Annotated in this window: 14 protein-coding genes; 8 read left to right on the forward strand and 6 right to left on the reverse strand. The window is 66.5% G+C overall.

From position 1 onward, the window contains the following. Positions 1-13: 13 nt before the first annotated feature. Positions 14-1159: a cellulase family glycosylhydrolase gene (locus BR78_RS0119145; protein WP_025560270.1), complete on the forward strand. Its 1146-nt coding sequence runs from the start codon at positions 14-16 to the stop codon at positions 1157-1159. Next, on the forward strand, positions 1156-2073 hold the full coding sequence (locus BR78_RS0119150) for a family 43 glycosylhydrolase (RefSeq protein ID WP_025560271.1): 918 nt from the start codon (positions 1156-1158) through the stop codon (positions 2071-2073). The genes BR78_RS0119145 and BR78_RS0119150 overlap by 4 nt, the downstream gene beginning before the upstream one ends. A 298-nt stretch (positions 2074-2371) precedes the next feature. Here BR78_RS0119150 and BR78_RS0119155 read toward each other — a convergent pair whose 3' ends face one another. Both BR78_RS0119155 and BR78_RS0119160 read right to left on the reverse strand, forming a co-directional pair. Further along, positions 2372-4234 (reverse strand): methyl-accepting chemotaxis protein, encoded by a 1863-nt coding sequence (locus BR78_RS0119155; protein ID WP_443027687.1) that lies wholly within the window; start codon positions 4232-4234, stop codon positions 2372-2374. Positions 4235-4500: 266 nt separating this feature from the next. After that, on the reverse strand, positions 4501-5079 hold the full coding sequence (locus BR78_RS0119160; RefSeq protein WP_025560273.1) for a hypothetical protein: 579 nt from the start codon (positions 5077-5079) through the stop codon (positions 4501-4503). A gap of 96 nt (positions 5080-5175) precedes the next feature. Here BR78_RS0119160 and BR78_RS0119165 point away from each other — a divergent pair, with 96 nt between their 5' ends. Continuing rightward, positions 5176-5754 (forward strand): TetR/AcrR family transcriptional regulator, encoded by a 579-nt coding sequence (locus BR78_RS0119165; protein ID WP_029724776.1) that lies wholly within the window; start codon positions 5176-5178, stop codon positions 5752-5754. A gap of 32 nt (positions 5755-5786) precedes the next feature. Here the strand turns inward: BR78_RS0119165 and BR78_RS0119170 are convergent, their stop codons facing one another. Further along, positions 5787-6530: a FadR/GntR family transcriptional regulator gene (locus tag BR78_RS0119170; RefSeq protein WP_025560276.1), complete on the reverse strand. Its 744-nt coding sequence runs from the start codon at positions 6528-6530 to the stop codon at positions 5787-5789. A 197-nt stretch (positions 6531-6727) separates the two neighbouring features. On the opposite strand from BR78_RS0119170, the gene BR78_RS0119175 reads away from it, so the two are divergent. The 5 genes from BR78_RS0119175 to BR78_RS0119195 are packed head-to-tail and all read left to right on the forward strand — an operon-like array spanning position 6728 to position 12791. After that, positions 6728-8362, forward strand: a complete 1635-nt coding sequence (locus BR78_RS0119175; protein ID WP_025560277.1) for a sodium:solute symporter family transporter — start codon at positions 6728-6730, stop codon at positions 8360-8362. Beyond that, a complete protein-coding gene (locus tag BR78_RS0119180; RefSeq protein ID WP_029937414.1) occupies positions 8353-9225 on the forward strand; it encodes a 2-dehydro-3-deoxygalactonokinase in 873 nt (290 codons plus the stop codon). The genes BR78_RS0119175 and BR78_RS0119180 overlap by 10 nt, the downstream gene beginning before the upstream one ends. Next, on the forward strand, positions 9222-9839 hold the full coding sequence (locus BR78_RS0119185; protein ID WP_029937410.1) for a 2-dehydro-3-deoxy-6-phosphogalactonate aldolase: 618 nt from the start codon (positions 9222-9224) through the stop codon (positions 9837-9839). The genes BR78_RS0119180 and BR78_RS0119185 overlap by 4 nt, the downstream gene beginning before the upstream one ends. A 40-nt stretch (positions 9840-9879) precedes the next feature. Beyond that, on the forward strand, positions 9880-11379 hold the full coding sequence (locus tag BR78_RS0119190) for a tryptophan halogenase family protein (RefSeq protein ID WP_025560279.1): 1500 nt from the start codon (positions 9880-9882) through the stop codon (positions 11377-11379). Then, positions 11376-12791, forward strand: a complete 1416-nt coding sequence (locus BR78_RS0119195) for a tryptophan 7-halogenase (RefSeq protein ID WP_051683417.1) — start codon at positions 11376-11378, stop codon at positions 12789-12791. Before BR78_RS0119190 ends, BR78_RS0119195 begins: the two co-directional genes overlap by 4 nt. On the opposite strand, the gene BR78_RS0119200 is transcribed toward BR78_RS0119195, so the two are convergent. From BR78_RS0119200 to BR78_RS0119210, 3 genes are read right to left on the reverse strand one after another with little or no spacing between them, the layout of a single operon-like run. Beyond that, positions 12788-14227 carry an efflux transporter outer membrane subunit gene (locus BR78_RS0119200; protein WP_029937412.1) on the reverse strand — a complete coding sequence of 480 codons (1440 nt, stop codon included), beginning with the start codon at positions 14225-14227 and terminating at the stop codon, positions 12788-12790. The two genes, BR78_RS0119195 and BR78_RS0119200, sit on opposite strands and share 4 nt — an antisense overlap. Then, a complete protein-coding gene (locus tag BR78_RS0119205) occupies positions 14224-17418 on the reverse strand; it encodes an efflux RND transporter permease subunit (protein WP_029937413.1) in 3195 nt (1064 codons plus the stop codon). The genes BR78_RS0119200 and BR78_RS0119205 overlap by 4 nt, the downstream gene beginning before the upstream one ends. Before the next feature lie 6 nt (positions 17419-17424). Then, a complete protein-coding gene (locus BR78_RS0119210; RefSeq protein ID WP_443027689.1) occupies positions 17425-18633 on the reverse strand; it encodes an efflux RND transporter periplasmic adaptor subunit in 1209 nt (402 codons plus the stop codon). Between the last annotated feature and the right edge of the window lie 195 nt (positions 18634-18828).

Here is an 18828-nt window from a genome sequence, read left to right on the forward strand (position 1 = left end):
CGGGAGAGGCCAGATGATCCGACGTACCTTCTTTCTCTCGGTGACTGCGCTTGCCCTCGTCGCAAGCGCGGCGCCGGCCAGCGCGCGCGACCAGTGGACCAAGGCGCAGGCCAATGGCTTCCACGCCAAACAGCCCTGGCTCGTCGGCGCCAACTACACGCCCGCGTCGGCGATCAACCAGCTCGAGATGTGGCAGGCCGAGACCTGGGACCCCGCCACGATCGACAAGGAGCTCGCCTGGGCCGAATCGATCGGCATGAACACGATGCGCGTGTTCCTCCACAATCTGCTCTGGGAGAACGATCCCGAGGGCCTCAAGCGGCGCATGGACGAATTCCTCGTCATCGCCGCGAAGCACAAGATCCGCCCGCTCTTCGTGCTGTTCGACAGCTGCTGGGATCCCGATCCGGTCGCCGGCCCGCAGCGCCCGCCGATCCCCGGCGTGCACAATTCGGGCTGGGTCCAGTCCCCCGGCGCCGCGCGCCTCAAGGATGCGAGCCAGTACGACAAGTTCGAGAGCTACGTGAAGGGCGTCGTCGGCCATTTCGCCGGCGATCAGCGCATCCTCGGCTGGGACCTGTGGAACGAGCCCAACAATGGCGGCGGCGGCAATTACAAGCCGACGCCGGACAAGAAGGAATATGTCGCCAGGCTGCTCCCGCGCATCTTCACCTGGGCGCGTTCGGTCGACCCGACCCAGCCGCTCACCTCGGGCGTGTGGATCGGCGACCATTGGGACGATCAGACCAAGCTCGACGCCGTCGAGAAGACCCAGATCGCCCAGTCGGACATCCTCAGCTTCCACGATTACAACTGGCCCGAGAAGTTCGACGAGCGCGCGAAGCAGATGCTCAGCTATGGCCGCCCGGTCTGGTGCACCGAATATATGGCGCGCGGCAACGGCTCGACCTTCGACGGCTCGCTGCCGATCGCGAAGAAATACAATATCGCGATGTTCAACTGGGGCTTCGTCGACGGCAAGACCCAGACGCGGCTGCCATGGGACAGCTGGAAGAAGCCCTATACCTGGGACGAACCGACGATTTGGTTCCACGAGGTCTTCCGCGCCGACGGCAAGCCCTATCGCCAGGCGGAGGTCGACCTGATCAGGCGCCTCGCTACGTCGCCCCGCGGCGTGGTGCCGCCCGCGGGCAAGTGAGGACGGCCACACTGATCGCGGCGCTGCTGGCGGGGCTCTCGCCGGCAGCGTCCGCGCAGGAAGTGAAGTCGGTTCTCGCCGGCGCCGATCCGGATATCGAGTTCGCGGAAGGGAAGTACTGGATCTACCCGACCGGCGGCGAGGCGCTCGCCGCCTGGTCCTCGCCCGACATGCGCGACTGGACCCGCGGCGAACCGCTCCTCCGGCTCAAGGACATCAGCTGGGTCGAAGACGACCATGCCCCGCGCCACTTCCTCTGGGCGCCCGACATGGTCCACGCCAATGGCGGCTGGTATTTCTATTATTCGGTCGGCCCCCAGAACCCGACTCCCAGCCGCATCGGCGTTGCGATATGCAAAGGACCCGCCGGCCCCTGCACCGACAGCGGCAAGCCGCTCGTCACCGGGGGCAAGGGCTTCGAGGCGATCGACCCCGCGGTCTTCGTCGATCCCAAAACGAAGACGCCCTACCTCTATGCCGGCGGCAGCGCCGGCGCGACGCTTCGCATATGGGTGCTCAAGCCCGACATGGTCAGCATCGACCGTGAAGTGAAAGTCGATACTCCGCCCAATTTCACCGAGGGTGCCTTCATGCACACGCGCAAGGGCATCTATTATCTGTCGTATTCGGCGGGGAAGTGGGACACGTCGTCCTATCAGCTCCATTATGCCGTATCGCTCTCGCCGATCGGCCCGTGGCGTTATGGCGGCCCGCTGCTCGTCGGCGACAAGCGCTATCGCGGACCCGGCCACCACAGCTTCTTCGAAGATCCGAAGGATGGCAAATGGTACATCGCCTATCATCGCTGGGAAGGGCAGTTCGGCGACGGCCCTTATCAGGGCAGCCGCCGCGTCGCGATCCAGCCGATCGAATATCGCGAAGATGGTGCGATCGAAACGATCCGGATGAAGTAGCTCCCAATCCTCCCCCTGGCGCGGGAGGATTGGCATGAAATGGGGCGCCGCAGCAGATGCCGCCACGCCCCGTTTTCTTCCGGGCGAAAGCCTTAGGGCCGATCGACATTCAGAATTTTGGCACGATTCCCAATACCCGCCGTCACCCCGGCCGAAGTGCCGGGGTCCACTCAGCCTCACCGGCAGCGCTCAAGCCTCTTGCGCAGCGTTTGCCTCCCGGTGGACCCCGGCACTTCGGCCGGGGTGACGGTTGCGGGTAGGGCCAACCACATTCCCCAGCGGTGAATGTCGATTGGTCCTAGAACGAAGCCCAATCGTCCGAGTCGCCGTTGCCGTTGGCCATCGCCGCAACCGGGAGCGCCTTGACCGGCGAGACATAGCCGTTCGACTTCGCCGCTCTGGCGGGCGTCGCCGGGACCTGCGTCCGCGCCGTCACCGGTCGCGCGCCGTTGCCGACGTTGAACCGCGACGCCTGCTCGCTGAGCGCGGCGACCTCGCCCGACAGGTTACGCGCGGCTGCGGACGTCTCCTCGACCATCGCGGCGTTCTGCTGGGTCGACTGGTCCATCGTCCCGATCGCGACGCTGATCTGGGTGATGGCGGTCGACTGGGCCTGGTTGTCCGTCGCCATCTCGCCGAGCAATTTGTGGACCTCGCCCACGTCGCCCGAGATGTCGGCGAGCGCGGTATCGACCTTCTGGACCATCTCCACCGCCGCGACGATGTCGGTCTGGGTGGCGGTCAGCTGGTCGCGGGCGCGGCCGGCCTCCTCCTCGGCGCGCATCGCGAGCGCACTGACGAGGTCGGCGACGACCGCGAAGCCGCGGCCTGCTTCACCCGCGCGGCCGGCCTCGACCGCGGCGTTCATCGCGAGAACCCGCGTCTGGAACGCGATCTTGTCGAGACCCTCGATCACGCTGTCGATGCCCTTGGCCGAATCCGCCACGCGGGTCATCGCCTGCACTGCCTCGTCGGCGATCGAACGCCCGCCCGAGACCGTGGCGATGGCGCCGTCGGCGCGTTCGACCGTACGGCCGGCGGACGCGGCGGTCGCCTTGAGACGGCCGTCCATCTGGGTGACCGCCGCCGAAGTCTCTTCGAGGCTCGCGGCATTGGCTTCGGTGCGGCGCGCGAGATCCTCGGACGCCTGGGCGATCTCGCCCGAGCCGGTACGGATCGTCGCGGCGCTTTCCATCACGGTGCCGATCAGGTTGCGCAGCTCGGTGACCGCGGCGTTGAAGTTGACCTTCACTGATTCATACGCCGGCGAGAACGCCTCGTGGATCTCGCTGGTCAGATCGCCCTGCGCCAGCTTGCCGAGGTTCGATTCCAGCGTATCGACCACGCGCCGCTGCTCGGCATCGGCGATCTTCTTGGCCGCATCGGCCTTTTCCTTCTCGATCGCCTGCTCGCGGAACACCAGCACCGCCTTGGCCATCGCGCCGATCTCGTCGCCGCGGTCGGTGCCCGGCACATCAACGGCGTTGTTGCCGTCCGCGAGCGTTTTCATCACTACGGTCATCTGCGCGACCGGCGCCGCGATCCCGCGCGCGAGCAGCCAGCCGAGCAATACCGAAAGCGCCACTGCGCATGCGCCGCCGATCCAGATCGCCCAGGTGGACGAAGCGACCGCCGCTTCCTGGGTGGCGCTCCGCTTCGCGACGCGCTCTTCCTGAACATCGCTGATTTTCTTGATCAGCGGACGAATCTCGCCGAGCATCTTGACGCCCGAGAGTTCGCCCGCCTGGTCGTGCGTCGCTGGGTTGCGCGCAAGTTCGATGATATGATCGAGCTTGCCGCGCAGTGCCTGCACATTGACGACGAGCTGGTCGATACGAGCGTGTTGCTCGCTCGAGGTCGAGTACACCTTGAACTCCTCGACCGTCTTGAGGAACTTTTCGCCGCCCTCCTGATAGGTCTTGAAGAATTCATCCTTGCCGAGAATCGCAAAGCCGCGCGCGGCGTTCTGCTGCTCGAGCACGTCGGTCAGCAACTTCTGGCTCTTCTCGAGCGCGCGCAGCGACTGCTCTTTCTCGTCGGCTGCGACGGCGACCGCAGAGAGATTGGAGAAGACGATCGTGCCGACACCGGCGAAGATCACGATCAACAGGGCAAAGGCGCCTGCGAGCTTTCGTGAAATGGGGATGTTCTGCAAAGACATCATAGGCTCCGTAATATTTCTCCGGCGGAGCCCTCGACAGAGTGCCCGCGAACACGCCCCTCGCTTTCGCGGGTTCGACGCGCCGGTCCTCAATCATCATAGGAGAAGAGGACCGGGGGCTGCGCCCGCAACCCCATATTATTCCGGGGGAAAAAGCCACGCCGGCCATGGTTTACGAATTATTTCGGTATTATTTCCGTCGTTTGGCGCGCGTTCTGATCAACTTTCAGATGTTCAATTAAATCAATCACATTGCGCAGGGTGCGCTATGCCCCGCGGCGCAGGAGCAGCCAAAGCGCCGAGGCTGCAAAATAGAAGGCGCCGAAAGCGGCATAAGGGGCGACGTCGGCAATGCCCGGCACGGCGCTTCCGAGTGATCGGCTGATGAAGAAGCCGCCGGCCAGGGCGGACTGCGCCCCGCTCAGGATCATCGCCCACTGCGCGCCAAAGGATTTCCACCGTCGCACGCCGGTGGCGAGCTGGAGAAGCCCGGCGAGAATGGCCCATGCTCCGAAAACGCCGAGCACGGCGTTCATGCTTCCGATCACCGCCGCGACGGCAATCGCGGTGATGCCGCTCACCGCGACATTGAACGCCTGTGGCCGGTTCTGCGCCACGCCGCCGTTCCGCGACACATCGATCAGATTGGCGATCGCATCCCATGCCGGATAGGCGATCAGAAGCGCCGCTGCGGCCAAAGGCGAAGCCTTGCCGAGGGTGAAGGCTGCGCCCACCCACGCGGCCGCCACGCCGGCGCGGACGAAATAATAGTTCCGCAATCCGGCGGGGCTGGACATCTTGCTCGCTGGGGCCTGCGGATTCTGTTCGACGACATAAGAGCTCATAGCGAATCTACCTACCTACCTATCACTTGGTAGGCTGGCATTAGGCTGTTGCGGAATGCAGCGCAAGCAGATATCTACCTATTGGAAGGTAGAAAGATGATTGGATCGACTGCGGAGCGGATCGTCGGCGAAGGACGGCGCCTGATCATGACGCGGGGCTATAATGGCTTCAGCTATGCCGATATCGCTGCGGCCGTCGGCATCCGGAAGGCGAGCATCCATCACCATTTCGCGAGCAAGAGCCATCTCGCGGTTGCGGTTGTCGAGCAATCGCGCGCGATCATTCGGGCGCAGGTCGAACTATTGGCGGACGTGGAGCCCGATGCCGTCGAACAGCTTCGCGCTTACGCCGGATATTGGGAGCGGTGCATCGCCGACGACAGTGCGCCGTTCTGCATCGCCGCGATGCTGGCTGCAGAACTGCCGAGCTTGCCGGACGATCTTGCCCACGCTGTCCAGGCGCACTTCGCCGAATTGTCCGGATGGCTCGCGCAGCTTCTTGCTTTGGGCGTGCGCCAGGGCGGCGTCGTGCTGACAGGTTCGCCGGAGGACGAGGCCGATGCCTTTATGTCGGCGATCTACGGCGCGATGCTGTCCGCACGGGCCTTTGCGGATCCCGCCCGCTTCGTCTCGATCACCGAGACGTTGCTCGCTCGGGTCGTTCGCCTCCGTTGAACCTCCGTCCTGGCGCCCGTGCGCCCAGGCCCTCAGCTCTCGGCCGGTGTCGCTTCGACCTGCTCGATCAGATCGAGCACGTCGCCGATCAGCGCGCGCATCGCCGTGCGTGCTGCCTCGGCGTCGTGCGCCGCGATGGCGTCTCGCACCGCGGCGTGATCGGCGACGTTGGCGGTGCGGCCCTTGAGCCGGTTGGTGAAGCGGATCGAAGTGCGCAGCGCGGTGCCCACAACGTCGCGGAACTGTGCGTAGAACGGGTTGCCCGACGCACGCAGGATCGCGACGTGAAAGGCGATATCGGCTTCCAGCGTATCCTCGAGGCCCTGCTCGGCGGCCTCCATGCGCTCCAGCCCCTGCGAGATCCGGGCGAGGTCCTCGGCCGTGCCGACGCGCGCGGCGAGCGCCGCCGCCTCGGGCTCGATCGCAACGCGGAGCTGGTTGAATTGGCGGAGCAGGTCGACCGAGAATTGCCGCTCGAGCAGCCAGCGCAGCACGTCGGTGTCGAACAGGTTCCAGTTGGTCGCGGGCTGCACTACCGTGCCCTGGCGCGGGCGGGCGCTCAGCAGCCCCTTGGCGGTCAGCATCTTGACTGCCTCGCGTGTCACCGACCGGCTGACGCCGTGCTGCTTGGCGAGTTCGGCCTCGGTGGGGAAGGCCTCCTTCTCATAGCGGCCGGTGACGATCGCGCGCCCCAGACTGTCGAGCATCCCATAGGTAAGGTTGCGCCCGAGCTGGGGGCCTGAGTCCTCTGCACCGAGCCTTGGATAATTCGGCATTTCCGGTCGCCCCTTGATCGATCCTGACAGCGATGTCAGGATCCTCTCCTTGCCATTGTTTCACCTACGTTAGCGAAGCGGCGGCGCTGGACAAGTCCAATAAATACGATAAATGAACCGGGGCCGCGCTTCTCGCGGCACAGAACGGGACTTAGAGCGCGGCACGAGCCGCCGGACCGTGGGGCAGGGAGGAAGCAATGACGAGTCTCTCGCAGATCGATCTCATCGTCGTGATCGTTTACGCCATAGGCATTTTCGGCCTGGCGCAATGGGTTAGCCGTGAGAGAGCGGGGCATGCCAAGGACACGTCGGATTATTTCCTGGCGTCCAAGTCACTGCCCTGGTGGGCGATCGGCGCTTCGCTGATCGCTGCAAATATTTCTGCAGAACAGATCGTCGGTATGGCCGGTTCGGGCTATGCGCTCGGCCTCGCGATCGCTTCCTATGAATGGATGGCGGCGCTGACCTTGCTGATCGTCGGCAAATTCTTCCTGCCGATCTTCCTGAAGAACGAGATCTACACGATGCCGCAGTTCCTCGAGCAGCGGTTCGGTCGCGTGCTCCCGGTGCTGATGGCGGTGTTCTGGCTCGCGCTCTACATTTTCGTGAACCTTACCTCGATCATCTGGCTCGGCTCGATCGCAGTCAACAAGGTCGCGGGGATCGATCAGACCGCGGCGCTGATCGCATTGGGCGGCTTCGCCTTGCTCTATCAGCTCTATGGCGGCCTCAAGGCCGTGGCGCTCACCGACATCGTCCAGGTGACTCTGCTCGTGCTCGGCGGTCTCGTCGTCTCCTTCCTGACGCTCAACCAGATCGGCGGCGATCAGGGCGTCCTCGCCGGTTTCTCGGTCCTCACCCAGCGTGCGCCGAGCCACTTCGACATGATCCTCAGCCAGGACAATCCCTTCTACAAGGATCTGCCCGGCATCGCGGTTCTGGTCGGCGGCATGTGGATCGCCAACCTCTCTTACTGGGGCTTCAACCAGTATATCATCCAGCGCGCGCTGGCCGCGAAGAACCTCGGCGAGGCGCAGAAGGGTGTGGTGTTCGCCGCCTATCTCAAGCTGCTGATGCCGGTGATCATCGTGCTGCCGGGTATCGCCGCAGTGGTGCTCGCGCCCGATCTCGCCAAGCCCGACGAAGCGTACCCCACGATGATGAAGCTGCTGCCCCCGGGCCTCCTCGGCCTCGTCTTCGCGGCATTGATCGCGGCGATCATCGCGTCGACCGCGTCGAAGATCAATTCGATCGCCACCATCTTCACCCTCGATCTCTACGCCAAGGCGCGCGGCATCAAGACGCGCGGCGAAGACAATGTCGCGGGCGTCGAGGGACAGGAGAAGCACCTCGTCCTCGTCGGCCGCGTCGTCGCCGCGATCGCCGTGGTGATCGCGATCATCGCCGCCCGGCCGCTGATCGGTCAGTCGGACCAGGCCTTCCAGTTCATCCAGGAATTCTCGGGCTTCTTCACCCCGGGCATCACGGTGATCTTCCTGCTCGGCCTGTTCTGGAAGCCGGCGACCGAGGCCGGGGCGATCGTCGCCGCGATGACGTCGGTGGTGCTGTCCTACCTCCTCAAGATCGGCATTCCCTCGCCGTTCCTGCCGGAGGCGCTCAACGCTTATCTCTTCCCGTTCATGAACCGCATGATGTTCGTGTTCGTGGTGAGCCTGTTCCTCGCGATGGTCGTCTCGCTGCTCGTCCGCGGCCGGGGCGACGCAAACCGGGTGACGATGGAAGGCGTGACCTTCCGCACCTCGGGGGCGTTCAACATGGCCGGGATCGGCGTGATCCTCATCCTCATCGCATTGTACGCGACCTGGTGGTGAGTTTCGGCAGCCGCTTCCTCGCCGTCGACTGGGGCACGACCAACCGGCGCGTGTTCCTGATCGACGGCGGCGTTGTCGCGAAGACCGAGCGGGACGACCGGGGCGTGACCTCGGTGCAGGACTTCGCAGCAGAGGCGGCGGCGATCCGCCAGCGCTTCGGCGACTATCCGATGCTGCTCGCGGGGATGGTCGGCTCGAATATCGGCTGGCGGCCCGCGCCCTATGTCGCTGCGCCCGCCGGCATCGCCGAACTCGCGGCGGGGCTGCTCCGGATCGACGACCGCACGGTGATCGTCCCTGGCATCTCGACGCAGGTGAATGGCCGCCCGGACGTGATGCGCGGCGAGGAAGTCCAGTTGCTCGGCGCGGTCGCCGCGGGGCTGGTTCCGGCGGATTCGCTGCTCGCCCAGCCGGGCACCCATTGCAAATGGGTCGAGATGCAGGGCGGCAAGGTCGTGGATTTCGTTACCGCGATGACCGGCGAGTTGTTCGCATTGCTCCGCAAGCACGGCCTGCTCGCCGCGCAACTAGGCGGTGAGGTGACTCTCGGCGCGGCGTTCCTCGAAGGCGTCGAGCACGGCAAGCGTCAGGATCTTGCCGCATCGCTGTTCGGCATCCGCGCCGCCAAGATGCTGGGACAACGCGACGATGCCGATGCGGCTTCCTACGCCAGCGGATTGCTTATCGGCACCGACGTCGCCGCCCGACTCGCCGGCTCGGGGCACGAGGCCGTCCATATCCTCGCCGATCCCGTGCTCGGCGGGCTCTATGCGGCGGCCATTCAAGCGCATGGCCGCAATGCCTATCTGATCGACAGCCACGCCGCATTCGTTGCCGGCGTAAACGAGATTGTGAGCCAATGAACTTCGACGCCGCCTTCGCCCGCTGCCCCCTCATCGCCATTCTCCGCGGCGTGAAGCCCGACGAGGTCGAGGCGATCGGTGACGCGCTGGTCGATGCCGGCTTCACGCTGATCGAAGTCCCGATGAACTCCCCCGATCCGCTCGACAGCATCGCCCGCCTCGCGCGCAGGTTCGAGGGCAGGGCAGTCATCGGCGCCGGCACCGTCCTCACCGAGGGGCAGGTCGAGCAGGTCCGCACCGTCGGCGGCACGATGATCATCTCGCCCAACGCCAACACCCGGGTGATCGCCGCCAGCGCAGAGGCGGGGATGACCTCGCTCCCCGGCGTTGTCACGCCGACCGAGGCCTTTGCCGCGATCGAAGCCGGCGCCACTGCGCTCAAGCTGTTCCCCGCCGAGGGATCGAGCCCAGCGATCCTCAAGGCGATGCGCGCCGTGCTCCCCAGGGACATGCGCCTGCTCCCCGTCGGCGGGATCGCGCCCGACAATATGGGCCCTTGGCGCGCTGCCGGCGCGGCGGGCTTCGGGCTGGGCTCGGCGCTCTACAAGCCGGGCCTCACCGCCGCCGAAGTCGGCGCGCACGCCAGGGCGTTCGTATCCGCACTGGCAAGCTGAGCGGATAATCGCCTACACCCGCTCCCGGAGAGGGGGCGCGGTGAACCAGCCGGCTAAGAAAGTGATCGTCGTCGGCGGCGGCACCGCCGGCTGGATGGCCGCAGCGGCGCTCGGCAAGATGTTGCCGCACGCGTGCAGCGTCGAGTTGATCGAATCCGCCGAGATCGGCATCGTCGGGGTGGGCGAGGCGACGCTGCCGCATCTGCGCGCCTACCTCCAGACGCTCGGTCTCGACGAAGCCGAGTTCATGACTGCCACCCACGCCACCTACAAGCTGGGCATCGAATTCCGCGATTTCGGCAAGCCCGGCGATTCCTATCTCCACCCGTTCGGCGATTTCGGCCGTCCACTGAACGGCGTGCCCTTCCTCCAATATTGGCTGCGGATGCGCGCGCTGGGGCAGGGCGGCGAGATTTTCGAATATTCGATGGCCAATGTCATGGCGGCGGCGAAGCGCTTCGCATTGCCCGCGAGCGATCCGGCCTCGCTGCTTTCGACGATCGGCTATGCCTACCAATTCGATGCCACGCGCTTCGGCCCTTATCTGCGCGAATTCGCGGAAGGGAGGGGCGTCAAGCGCACCGAGGGCCGGATCGTCTCGGTCGAGCGCGACTCTGAAACCGGCGATGTCGCGGCGGTGCTGCTCGAAAGCGGCACGCGAGTAGAGGGCGACCTGTTCGTCGACTGCTCGGGTTTCCGCAGCCTGCTTCTCGGCGACACGCTGGGCGAGGATTGGGAGGACTGGTCGCACTGGCTGCCCTGCGACCGGGCGATGGCATTGCCCTGCGCCTCGCCGCCGGGGGAGATCGAGCCGCTCACCCGCGCCACCGCGATGGCGGCGGGGTGGCGCTGGCGCATCCCGCTCCAGCACCGCGTCGGCAATGGCTATGTCTATTCGAGCGCGCACCTCTCCGACGATGACGCGGCTGCCGCGATCCTCGGCGCGGTCGAGGGCGAACCGCTCGCCGATCCGCGCGTGCTGCGTTTCCGCGCCGGTCGCCGCAAGCGGAGCTGGTCGCACAATGTGATCGCGGTCGGGCTCGCCTCGGGCTTTCTCGAGCCGCTCGAATCGACCAGCATCTATCTCGTCCAGGCGGCGATCACGCAGTTGCTCGAGCTGTTCCCGATCCGCGATATCGAGCCCGCCGATCGTGACGAGTTCAACGCCCAAATCGACTATGAATATGATCGCATCCGCGACTTCCTGATCCTCCATTATCACGCCAGCACCCGCGACGATTCGGAGTTCTGGAACTACGTCCGGCATATGCCGATACCCGACAGCCTCGCCGACAAGATCGCGCTGTTTCGCCGCGCCGGGCGTATCCAGCGCTACGCCCATGGCCTGTTCTTCGAGCCGAGCTGGATCGCAGTGCTGATCGGGCAAGGCGTGATGCCCGAGGGCTGGGACCAGCGCATCGCGGCGGCGCCGCCAGTGGAGCTCGGCCAGGCGCTCGAACGGTTGCGCGGCCGGATCGCCGTGGAGGTGCGCGCGCTGCCCGGGCATCGCCAGACGCTCGAACGGCAGAAATTGCTGTGAGCGATCGCGCGATTCGCAGCGTCGCGATCCTCGGCGGCGGCATCACCGGCCTGTCCGCCGCGGTGGCGTTCGCGCGCGCGCTGCCGCAGGTCGTGATCACCGTGATCGAAACCGCGCCCGATCCCGCGGCGCTTGCCGATCGGCTGCCGGGCAGCATGACTTCGGTCCACCGTTTCCATGCGAGCGTCGGCCTCGACGAGGCGGCGCTGCTCCGCGTGGGTGCGGCGATCCCCCGGCTGGGGCTCCGCTTCGAGAATTGGCCCGCAGGCAGCGAGACCTGGTTTCACGTCCATGGCGATCATGGTGCGCAGACGGGGACGATCGCCTTCCACCAGCTCTGGGCGCGCGCGCGGCGCGCGGGGCAGGCAGAGGCCTATCATCGTTACGCCGCCGCCGCTGTGCTCGCCGAAGCGGGAAGGTTCGTCCATCCGCAGGGCGATCCCGGATCGCCGCTCGCGGCCTTCGATTATGCGCTGCGGCTCGATCCCGATCGCTACCGCGAGGTCCTCGCGTCGCTCGCCGACCAACTGCGCGTGGTGCGAACGCAAGGCAGTTTCGCCGGCGTGGACCGGCATGGCGATGGCAGCGCGGCGGCGCTGCTGCTCGGCGACGGCCGCCGGATCGAGGCTGATCTATATCTCGACGCTTCGGGCCCCGCAGCCGTGCTGGCCCAAGCGATCGGCGGCGAATTCGAGGACTGGAGCAGTGCACTTCCGTGCGACCGCCTGCTGTTGGGCGAAGGACCGCCGAGCGCCGTGAGCCCGAACGACACGATCGTCGGCGGCGCGCATGGCTGGCAGTTCGCTTGCCCGCTGCCCGGACGGACTCTTCTGGGGCATGTCTGGTCCTCGTCCGATCCCGTCCCAGATCGCGAAGGGCGCGCGCTCATTTTTCGTCCGGGTCGACGCGTCGATCCCTGGGTCCGCAACGTCCTCGCGATCGGCGATGCGGCGGTGGCGTTGGACCCGCTCCACTGGCCCAATCTCCACCTTGCCCAGAGCGGCATCGCGCGCGCGCTCGATTTGTTGCCAGGGCGCGATTGTCACCCGGTGGAGGTCGCCGAGTATAATCGCCGTTCGCGTGAGGAAGCGCAGCGGACGCGCGATTTTCAGGCGCTCCATTATCTCCGTGCCGGCGCTTCGATCGAAATCCCGGACAGCCTCGCCCGGACGCTCCAGCAGTTCGAGAGCCGTGGGCGGTTGCCCACCTATGACGAGGATAGCCTGCCCGACGAGATCTGGCTGTCGGCGTTGCTTGGTCTGGGCGTGCTGCCCCGCGAGATCCAGCCGCTCGCCGCGGCGGTGGACTCGGTCGCCGCTGCCACCCGGATGGCCGAGATGCGAGCCGGCCTCGCGCAATTGGCCGGGCGGCTGCCGAGCTTTGCCGAGTATCTGGCCCGCGTCTCGGCCTAGGGCTGGCCGGCCGCCGCTTCCGGCCCTTGCGGGGTCGCACGCAGCAGCGAATCGCCGCCCAGGGTGCGGTACAGCGTCACGAGATTGCTCGCCTGCACCAGCCGGGTGTTCACCAGCGTGCGCTGCGCCGAATAGAGCGATCGCTGCGCGTCGAGGCTGGACAGGAACGTATCGATCCCGCCGCGATAGCGCGCCTCGGCCAGCTGGTAGGTGTCGGCCGCGGCGCTCGTCTGCGCCTGTGTCGCGCGGAGCTGCTCGGTGATCGTGCCGCGTCGTGCCAATGCGTCGGCGACTTCGCGGAATGCCGACTGGATCGCGCGCTCGTAGGTCGCGACTGCGGCCTCGCGCTGCGCCTCGCTCAGCCGCACATTCGCCTTGCCGGCCCCCGCATTGAAGATCGAATAATTCGCATCGGCACCGGCCGACCAGTTAAAACCGTTGCCGCTGAACAGCCCGGTCAGGGCATTGCTGGCGAGCCCCAGCAGCCCGGTGAGCGAAATGCGCGGGAACAAGGCGGCACGCGCGGCGCCGATCTCGGCATTGGCGGCGCGGAGCTGGTATTCGGCCTGCACCACGTCGGGGCGGCGGAGCAGCACGCTGGAGTCGATCCCGGCGGGAAGCTCGGCGATCGTCGGCGCAGCTTCGTCGAGCGACGCGGGCAGCAGCGCCGGATCGATTGGCGCGCCGACCAGCAGCTGGAGCGCGTTGATGTCCTGCGCCAGCGCGGTGCGCTGCTGGGCGAGATCGGCGCGCGCGCCTTCCAGCACTTGCTCGGCCTGGCGCAGATCGGTGCGCGGCGCGATTCCGCCCTGCAGCCGCGCACGCGTCAGCCGCACGCTGTTCTCGGCGTTGCCGGCAGTGTCCTGCGCGATCTTGAGCAGGCTCGCGTCGGCGGCATAGTTCAGCCACGCATCGGCGATGTCGCCGACCAGGGTGAGGTACGTCGCGCGCGCGCCGGCCTCGGTGGCGAAATAGCGATTCTGTTCGGCGCGGGTGAGCGAGGCGACGCGGCCGAACAGGTCGAGTTCGAAGCCGGTGATCCCGGCATCGGCAGTAAAGCGCGTGCGGGCATCCGATCCCGCGGTGGAGGATCCGGTGCTTTGGCCGCCCGAGACTGTCGCCCCTGCGCCGGCGCTGACTTCGGGCAGCCGTTCGGCGCGCTGGATGCGATATTGTTCGCGCGCGGCGCGGATGTTCGCCGCGGCGAGCCGCAAGTCGCGATTCTCGGTCAGGGCGCGCGCGATCAGCGACTGGAGCCGCGCGTCGCGAAAGATGTCGCGATATGTCACCGCCGGCAAAGTCGTCTCGCTGTTCGCCAGATAGGCGTCGCCGACCGGCCACGACGGCGGCACCGGCGCTGCCGGCTGGACGTATTTCGGATCCATCGAGCAGCCGGCGAGGGCAGTCGCGGCGAGGAACAGCGCGGTGCGCCTCATGCCGTGGCCTCCGGGCCGTCGTCGTGGTGGCTCCGCTCGCGGATCGCCTTCAGCCCGTCGCGCACGCCGCGCCGCACCAGCACGAAGAACAACGGGATGTAGAAGATCGCGAGGATCGTCGCGGTCAGCATGCCGCCGATCACTGCGGTGCCGATCGCGATGCGACTGTTCGCGCCGGCGCCGGTCGAGATCGCCAACGGCAGCACGCCGAAGATGAAGGCGAGGCTGGTCATCAGGATCGGGCGGAGACGGATGCGGGCCGCTTCCAATGCCGCGTCGATGACGCGCTTGCCTTCCTTTTCGGCGCGTTCGGCGAATTCGATCATCAGGATCGCGTTCTTGGCGGCGAGGCCCATGGTGGTGAGCAGGCCGATCTGCAGATAGACGTCGTTCTGCAGCCCGCGCAGCGTGACCGCGAACACCGCGCCGACAAGGCCCAGCGGGATCACCAGCAGCACCGCGACGGGGATGCTCCAGCTCTCGTAGAGCGCCGCGAGGCACAGGAACACGACGAGCAGCGATACCGCATAGAGATAGGGCGCCTGGCCCGAGGACAGCCGCTCCTGGAACGACAGGCCGGACCAGGCGACGCTGGTGCCCGGGATCTGCGCCGCGAGCTCTTCCATCCGGCGCATCGCGTCGCCCGAGCTCTGGCCGGGCGCGGCCTGGCCCTGGATCTCGAACGCCGGGATGCCCTGGAAGCGCGACATCGTCGTCGGCGCCGTCGCCCAGCTCGTCCGCGCGAAGGAGGAGAAAGGCGTCATCTGCCCGTCATTGGTGCGGACGAACCATTCGTCGATATTGTCCGGGTTCGCGCGATACTGCGCATCGCCCTGGACATAGACGCGCTTCACCCGGCCGCGGTCGATGAAGTCGTTGACGTAGCGGCCGCCCCAGGCGGTCGACAGCGTCGAATTGACGTCGCCCTGGCTCAGGCCGAGCGCGGCGAGCTTCTGCTGGTCGATGTCCACCTTGAGCGTCGCGACGTCGGGCAGGTCCGACAGGCGCACCTGCGCGAGCGCGGGATCGGCATTGGCGGCGGCGAGCAATTTGTCGCGCGCGGCGAGGAACTGGTCGCGCGGCATGCCGCTGGCGTTCTGGAGCTCCATCGTGAAGCCGCTCGACTGGCCGAGACCGCGGATCGCCGGGGGCACAAGCGCGAAAACCTGCGCGTCACGGAAGTTGCGGAACGCGGCTGCGGCACGCTGGACGATCGCGTCGGCCGCGTTCTCCTTGCCCTTGCGCTCGGACCAGTCAGCGAGGTTGATGAACCCCTGCCCGGTATTCTGGCCGCTCGCGCCGCCACCACCACCGCCGCCGGTAACCGTGAACATCACCGAGGCGTTCTTGCCCTCCTGCTCCATGAAATAGCGTTCGACCGCCTTCTGCACTTCCTGCGTGCGGCTCTGGGTCGCGCCCGCGGGCAGGCGGAACTGCACCGATGCAGCGCCCTGGTCCTCGGTCGGCAGGAAGCCGGTCGGGAGGCGGGTGAACAGCACCACCAGCAACGCGCAGACCAAAGCGTAGATCAGCAGGAACAGCCATTTGCGATTGACCACGCTGGTGACCGCGCCGGTATAGCGCCGGACTCCGCGATCGAAGTTGGTGTTGAACCAGTCGCGGGCATTGCCGAAGAAGCGGCCGACCGCGGGGAAGCGCCGCTCGACCCAGCCATTATGCTCCTCGCTCTTCTTCTTGAGCAGGGTGGCGGTGAGCGCTGGCGTCAGGATCAGCGCGACGAGTACCGAGAGCACCATCGCCGACACGATCGTCACCGAGAATTGCCGATAGATCACGCCCGTCGATCCGCCGAAGAACGCCATCGGCAGGAACACCGCCGAGAGCACCAATGCGATGCCGACCAGCGCCATCTGGATCTGCTCCATCGACTTGATCGTCGCCTCGCGGGGCGTGAGTTCGGGATCCTCCTCCATCAGCCGCTCGACATTCTCGACCACGACGATCGCGTCGTCGACGAGCATGCCGATCGCCAGCACGAGTCCGAACAAGGTGAGCGTGTTGATCGAGAAGCCGAGCGCGTAGAACACCGCGAAGGTGCCCAGCAGCACCACCGGCACCGCGATGAACGGGATCAGGGTCGCGCGCACGCTCTGCAGGAAGATGAACATCACGATCACGACGAGGAGGATCGCCTCGACCAGCGTCTTCACCACTTCCTCGATCGAGAGCTTGATGAACGCCGTCGTGTCGTTGGCGTAAGCGAACTTGAAGCCGGCGGGGAAGCCGCGCGCGATCTGCTCCACTTCCGCCTTGACCAATTCGGCGGTCTCGAGCGCGTCGGCGCCTGGGGAAAGGCTGATCGCGATGCCGGCGCCCGGATGGCCATTGACGCGGGTGACGGCATTGTAGCTCTCGGCGCCGAGCTCGACGCGCGCGACGTCCTTGAGCAGCACCCTGGCACCGCTGGTCTCGGTCTTGAGGATGATCTGCTCGAATTGCGCCGGGGTCTGGAGGCGCGATTGCGCAGTCACCGTCGCGTTGAGCATCTGCGTCGGCGGCTGCGGCTGGCCGCCGATCTCGCCCGCCGCCACTTCGGTATTCTGGTTCTGGATCGCAGTGATCACGTCGCTCGGCATCAGCGCATAGCTTGCGAGCCGATCGGGGTTCAGCCAGATCCGCATCGCATAGGGCGCGCCGAACACATTGGTGTCGCCCACACCCGGCGTGCGCGCCAGTGTGTCCTGCATGTTGGACGCCATCCAGTCCGAAACATCCTGGTTGGTGCGCTTGTCGGTCTCGTCATAGACGCCGACGATCATCAGGAAATCGGGGTTGGACTTGGTGACGCGCAGTCCCTGCTGCTGCACCTGCTGCGGCAGGCGCGACAAGGCCTGCTGGACCTGGTTCTGGACCTGGACCTGCGCGATGTCCGGATCGGTGCCCTTCTCGAACGTCGCCGAGATGTTGACCTGACCGCGCGAGGTGGAGGACGAACTGAAATAGAGCAGCCCGTCGATCCCGCTCAATTGCTGCTCGATGACCTGCGTCACCGAATTCTGCACCGTCTCGGCAGAGGCGCCGGGATAGGTAGCGCGCACATTGACCTGCGGCGGCGCGACGTCGGGGTACTGCGCGATCGGCAGCGCCATGATCGCGCCAACCCCTGCCAGCATGACGATGATCGCGATCACCCATGCGAAGATCGGGCGATCGATGAAGATGCGCGACATGGGCCGTCAGTCGCCCTTCTTCGCCGCGCCGCCCTGCGCGTTCTGGCCGCCCTTGGGCGCTTCGATCTTCTGCGGAACCGTCCACGGCACCGGCCGGATCTCGGCATCGGGCCGCAGATTGGCGGTGCCCTGCACGATCACCTTGTCGCCGGGCGCGAGCCCCTGCGTCACCACCCAGTTCGGCCCCTCGGTACGCGTCGCGACCACCGTGCGGGCGACCGCGCGATTGCCCGGTCCCACGACGTAGACTGTCGCATTGCCGCGCGGATCGCGCGAGAGCCCCGCCTGCGGCACGAGGAACGCCTGGGTATCGATCGCCTGCGCGAAGGATGCGCGGACGAACATGCCGGGAAGCAATATTCCCTGCGGATTGGGGAAGCGCGCCCGCAGCGTCACCGTGCCGGTATTCTCGTTGACCATCACTTCGGAGAATTCGACGCTGCCGGTCTGGCTATATTCGGTGCCGTCCTCCAGTCGCAGCCGCACCACCGCCGTCGTCGGCGTGAGCCCGCCGCGTGCCAGCGCCTTCCGGAGCGACAGCATGTCGGCGCTCGATTGTTGGATATCGACATTGATCGGATCGAGCCGCTGGATCACTGCCAGCGGATCGGCCTGGTTGGTCGTGACCAATGCGCCTTCGGTGAAGAGCGAACGGCCGATCCGCCCGGTGATCGGCGCGGGAACGCGGGTGAAGCGCAAGTTGATCTGCGCGGTGCGGAGCTGGGCGCTGTTCTGTGCCACTGCCGCGGCGGCCTGGCGCGCCTGCGCGGCGGCGTCGGTATAATCCTGCTGGCTGACCGCCTCCATCTTGGCGAGCGGGCGATAGCGGTCGGCGCGGATCCGCGCGGCCTCGGCAGTGGCGCGCGCGCTCTGGAGGTTGGCCTCGGCCTCGGACGCCTGCGCCTGATAGAGGCTCGGGTCGATCTGGTAGAGCGTCTGGCCGGCGCGGACGATCGAGCCTTCGGTGAAGAAGCGGCGCTGGATGACCCCCGCGACCTGCGGCCGCACCTCGGAGGTCTGGAACGCCGTCACGCGGCCCGAAAGCTCGGTGACCAAAGGCACGTTGCTCGGCTGGACCACGACGAAGCCGACCTGCGCCGGGCCGCTCTGGCCCTTTTTCTGGGCGGCGTTGCCACCGCTGCCGCAGGAAGTGAGGAGGAGAGCCGCGGCCGCCAGTGCCACACTCGATCGACCGACGCTGTTCGATGGGATCAGGTTCAATTGGCAGACCCGTTCTTGCGCTGGGCGGCGCGCTTCAGTTCCGGAATCCGCCCATAGGCAGGCGGTCGCGCGCCTACTAGGGAAGAAATGTATCAGAATGTGTCAGACATGCGCCAGACACACGAAAGGCCGCTCCCTAAGGGAACGGCCTTTCCATTGTCAGCCGCTGCGGCGAGCGACTTATAGTCA

Source organism: Sphingomonas sp. UNC305MFCol5.2 (assembly GCF_000712135.1).
GTDB lineage: Bacteria > Pseudomonadota > Alphaproteobacteria > Sphingomonadales > Sphingomonadaceae > Sphingomonas.

Coding starts and splice junctions, on each gene's coding strand:
- BR78_RS0119145 (WP_025560270.1), top strand. CDS start 14: ATGATCCGACGTACCTTCTTTCTCTCGGTGACTGCGCTTGCCCTCGTC.
- BR78_RS0119155 (WP_443027687.1), bottom strand. CDS start 4,234: ATGTCTTTGCAGAACATCCCCATTTCACGAAAGCTCGCAGGCGCCTTT.
- BR78_RS0119160 (WP_025560273.1), bottom strand. CDS start 5,079: ATGAGCTCTTATGTCGTCGAACAGAATCCGCAGGCCCCAGCGAGCAAG.
- BR78_RS0119165 (WP_029724776.1), top strand. CDS start 5,176: ATGATTGGATCGACTGCGGAGCGGATCGTCGGCGAAGGACGGCGCCTG.
- BR78_RS0119170 (WP_025560276.1), bottom strand. CDS start 6,530: ATGCCGAATTATCCAAGGCTCGGTGCAGAGGACTCAGGCCCCCAGCTC.
- BR78_RS0119175 (WP_025560277.1), top strand. CDS start 6,728: ATGACGAGTCTCTCGCAGATCGATCTCATCGTCGTGATCGTTTACGCC.
- BR78_RS0119185 (WP_029937410.1), top strand. CDS start 9,222: ATGAACTTCGACGCCGCCTTCGCCCGCTGCCCCCTCATCGCCATTCTC.
- BR78_RS0119200 (WP_029937412.1), bottom strand. CDS start 14,227: ATGAGGCGCACCGCGCTGTTCCTCGCCGCGACTGCCCTCGCCGGCTGC.
- BR78_RS0119205 (WP_029937413.1), bottom strand. CDS start 17,418: ATGTCGCGCATCTTCATCGATCGCCCGATCTTCGCATGGGTGATCGCG.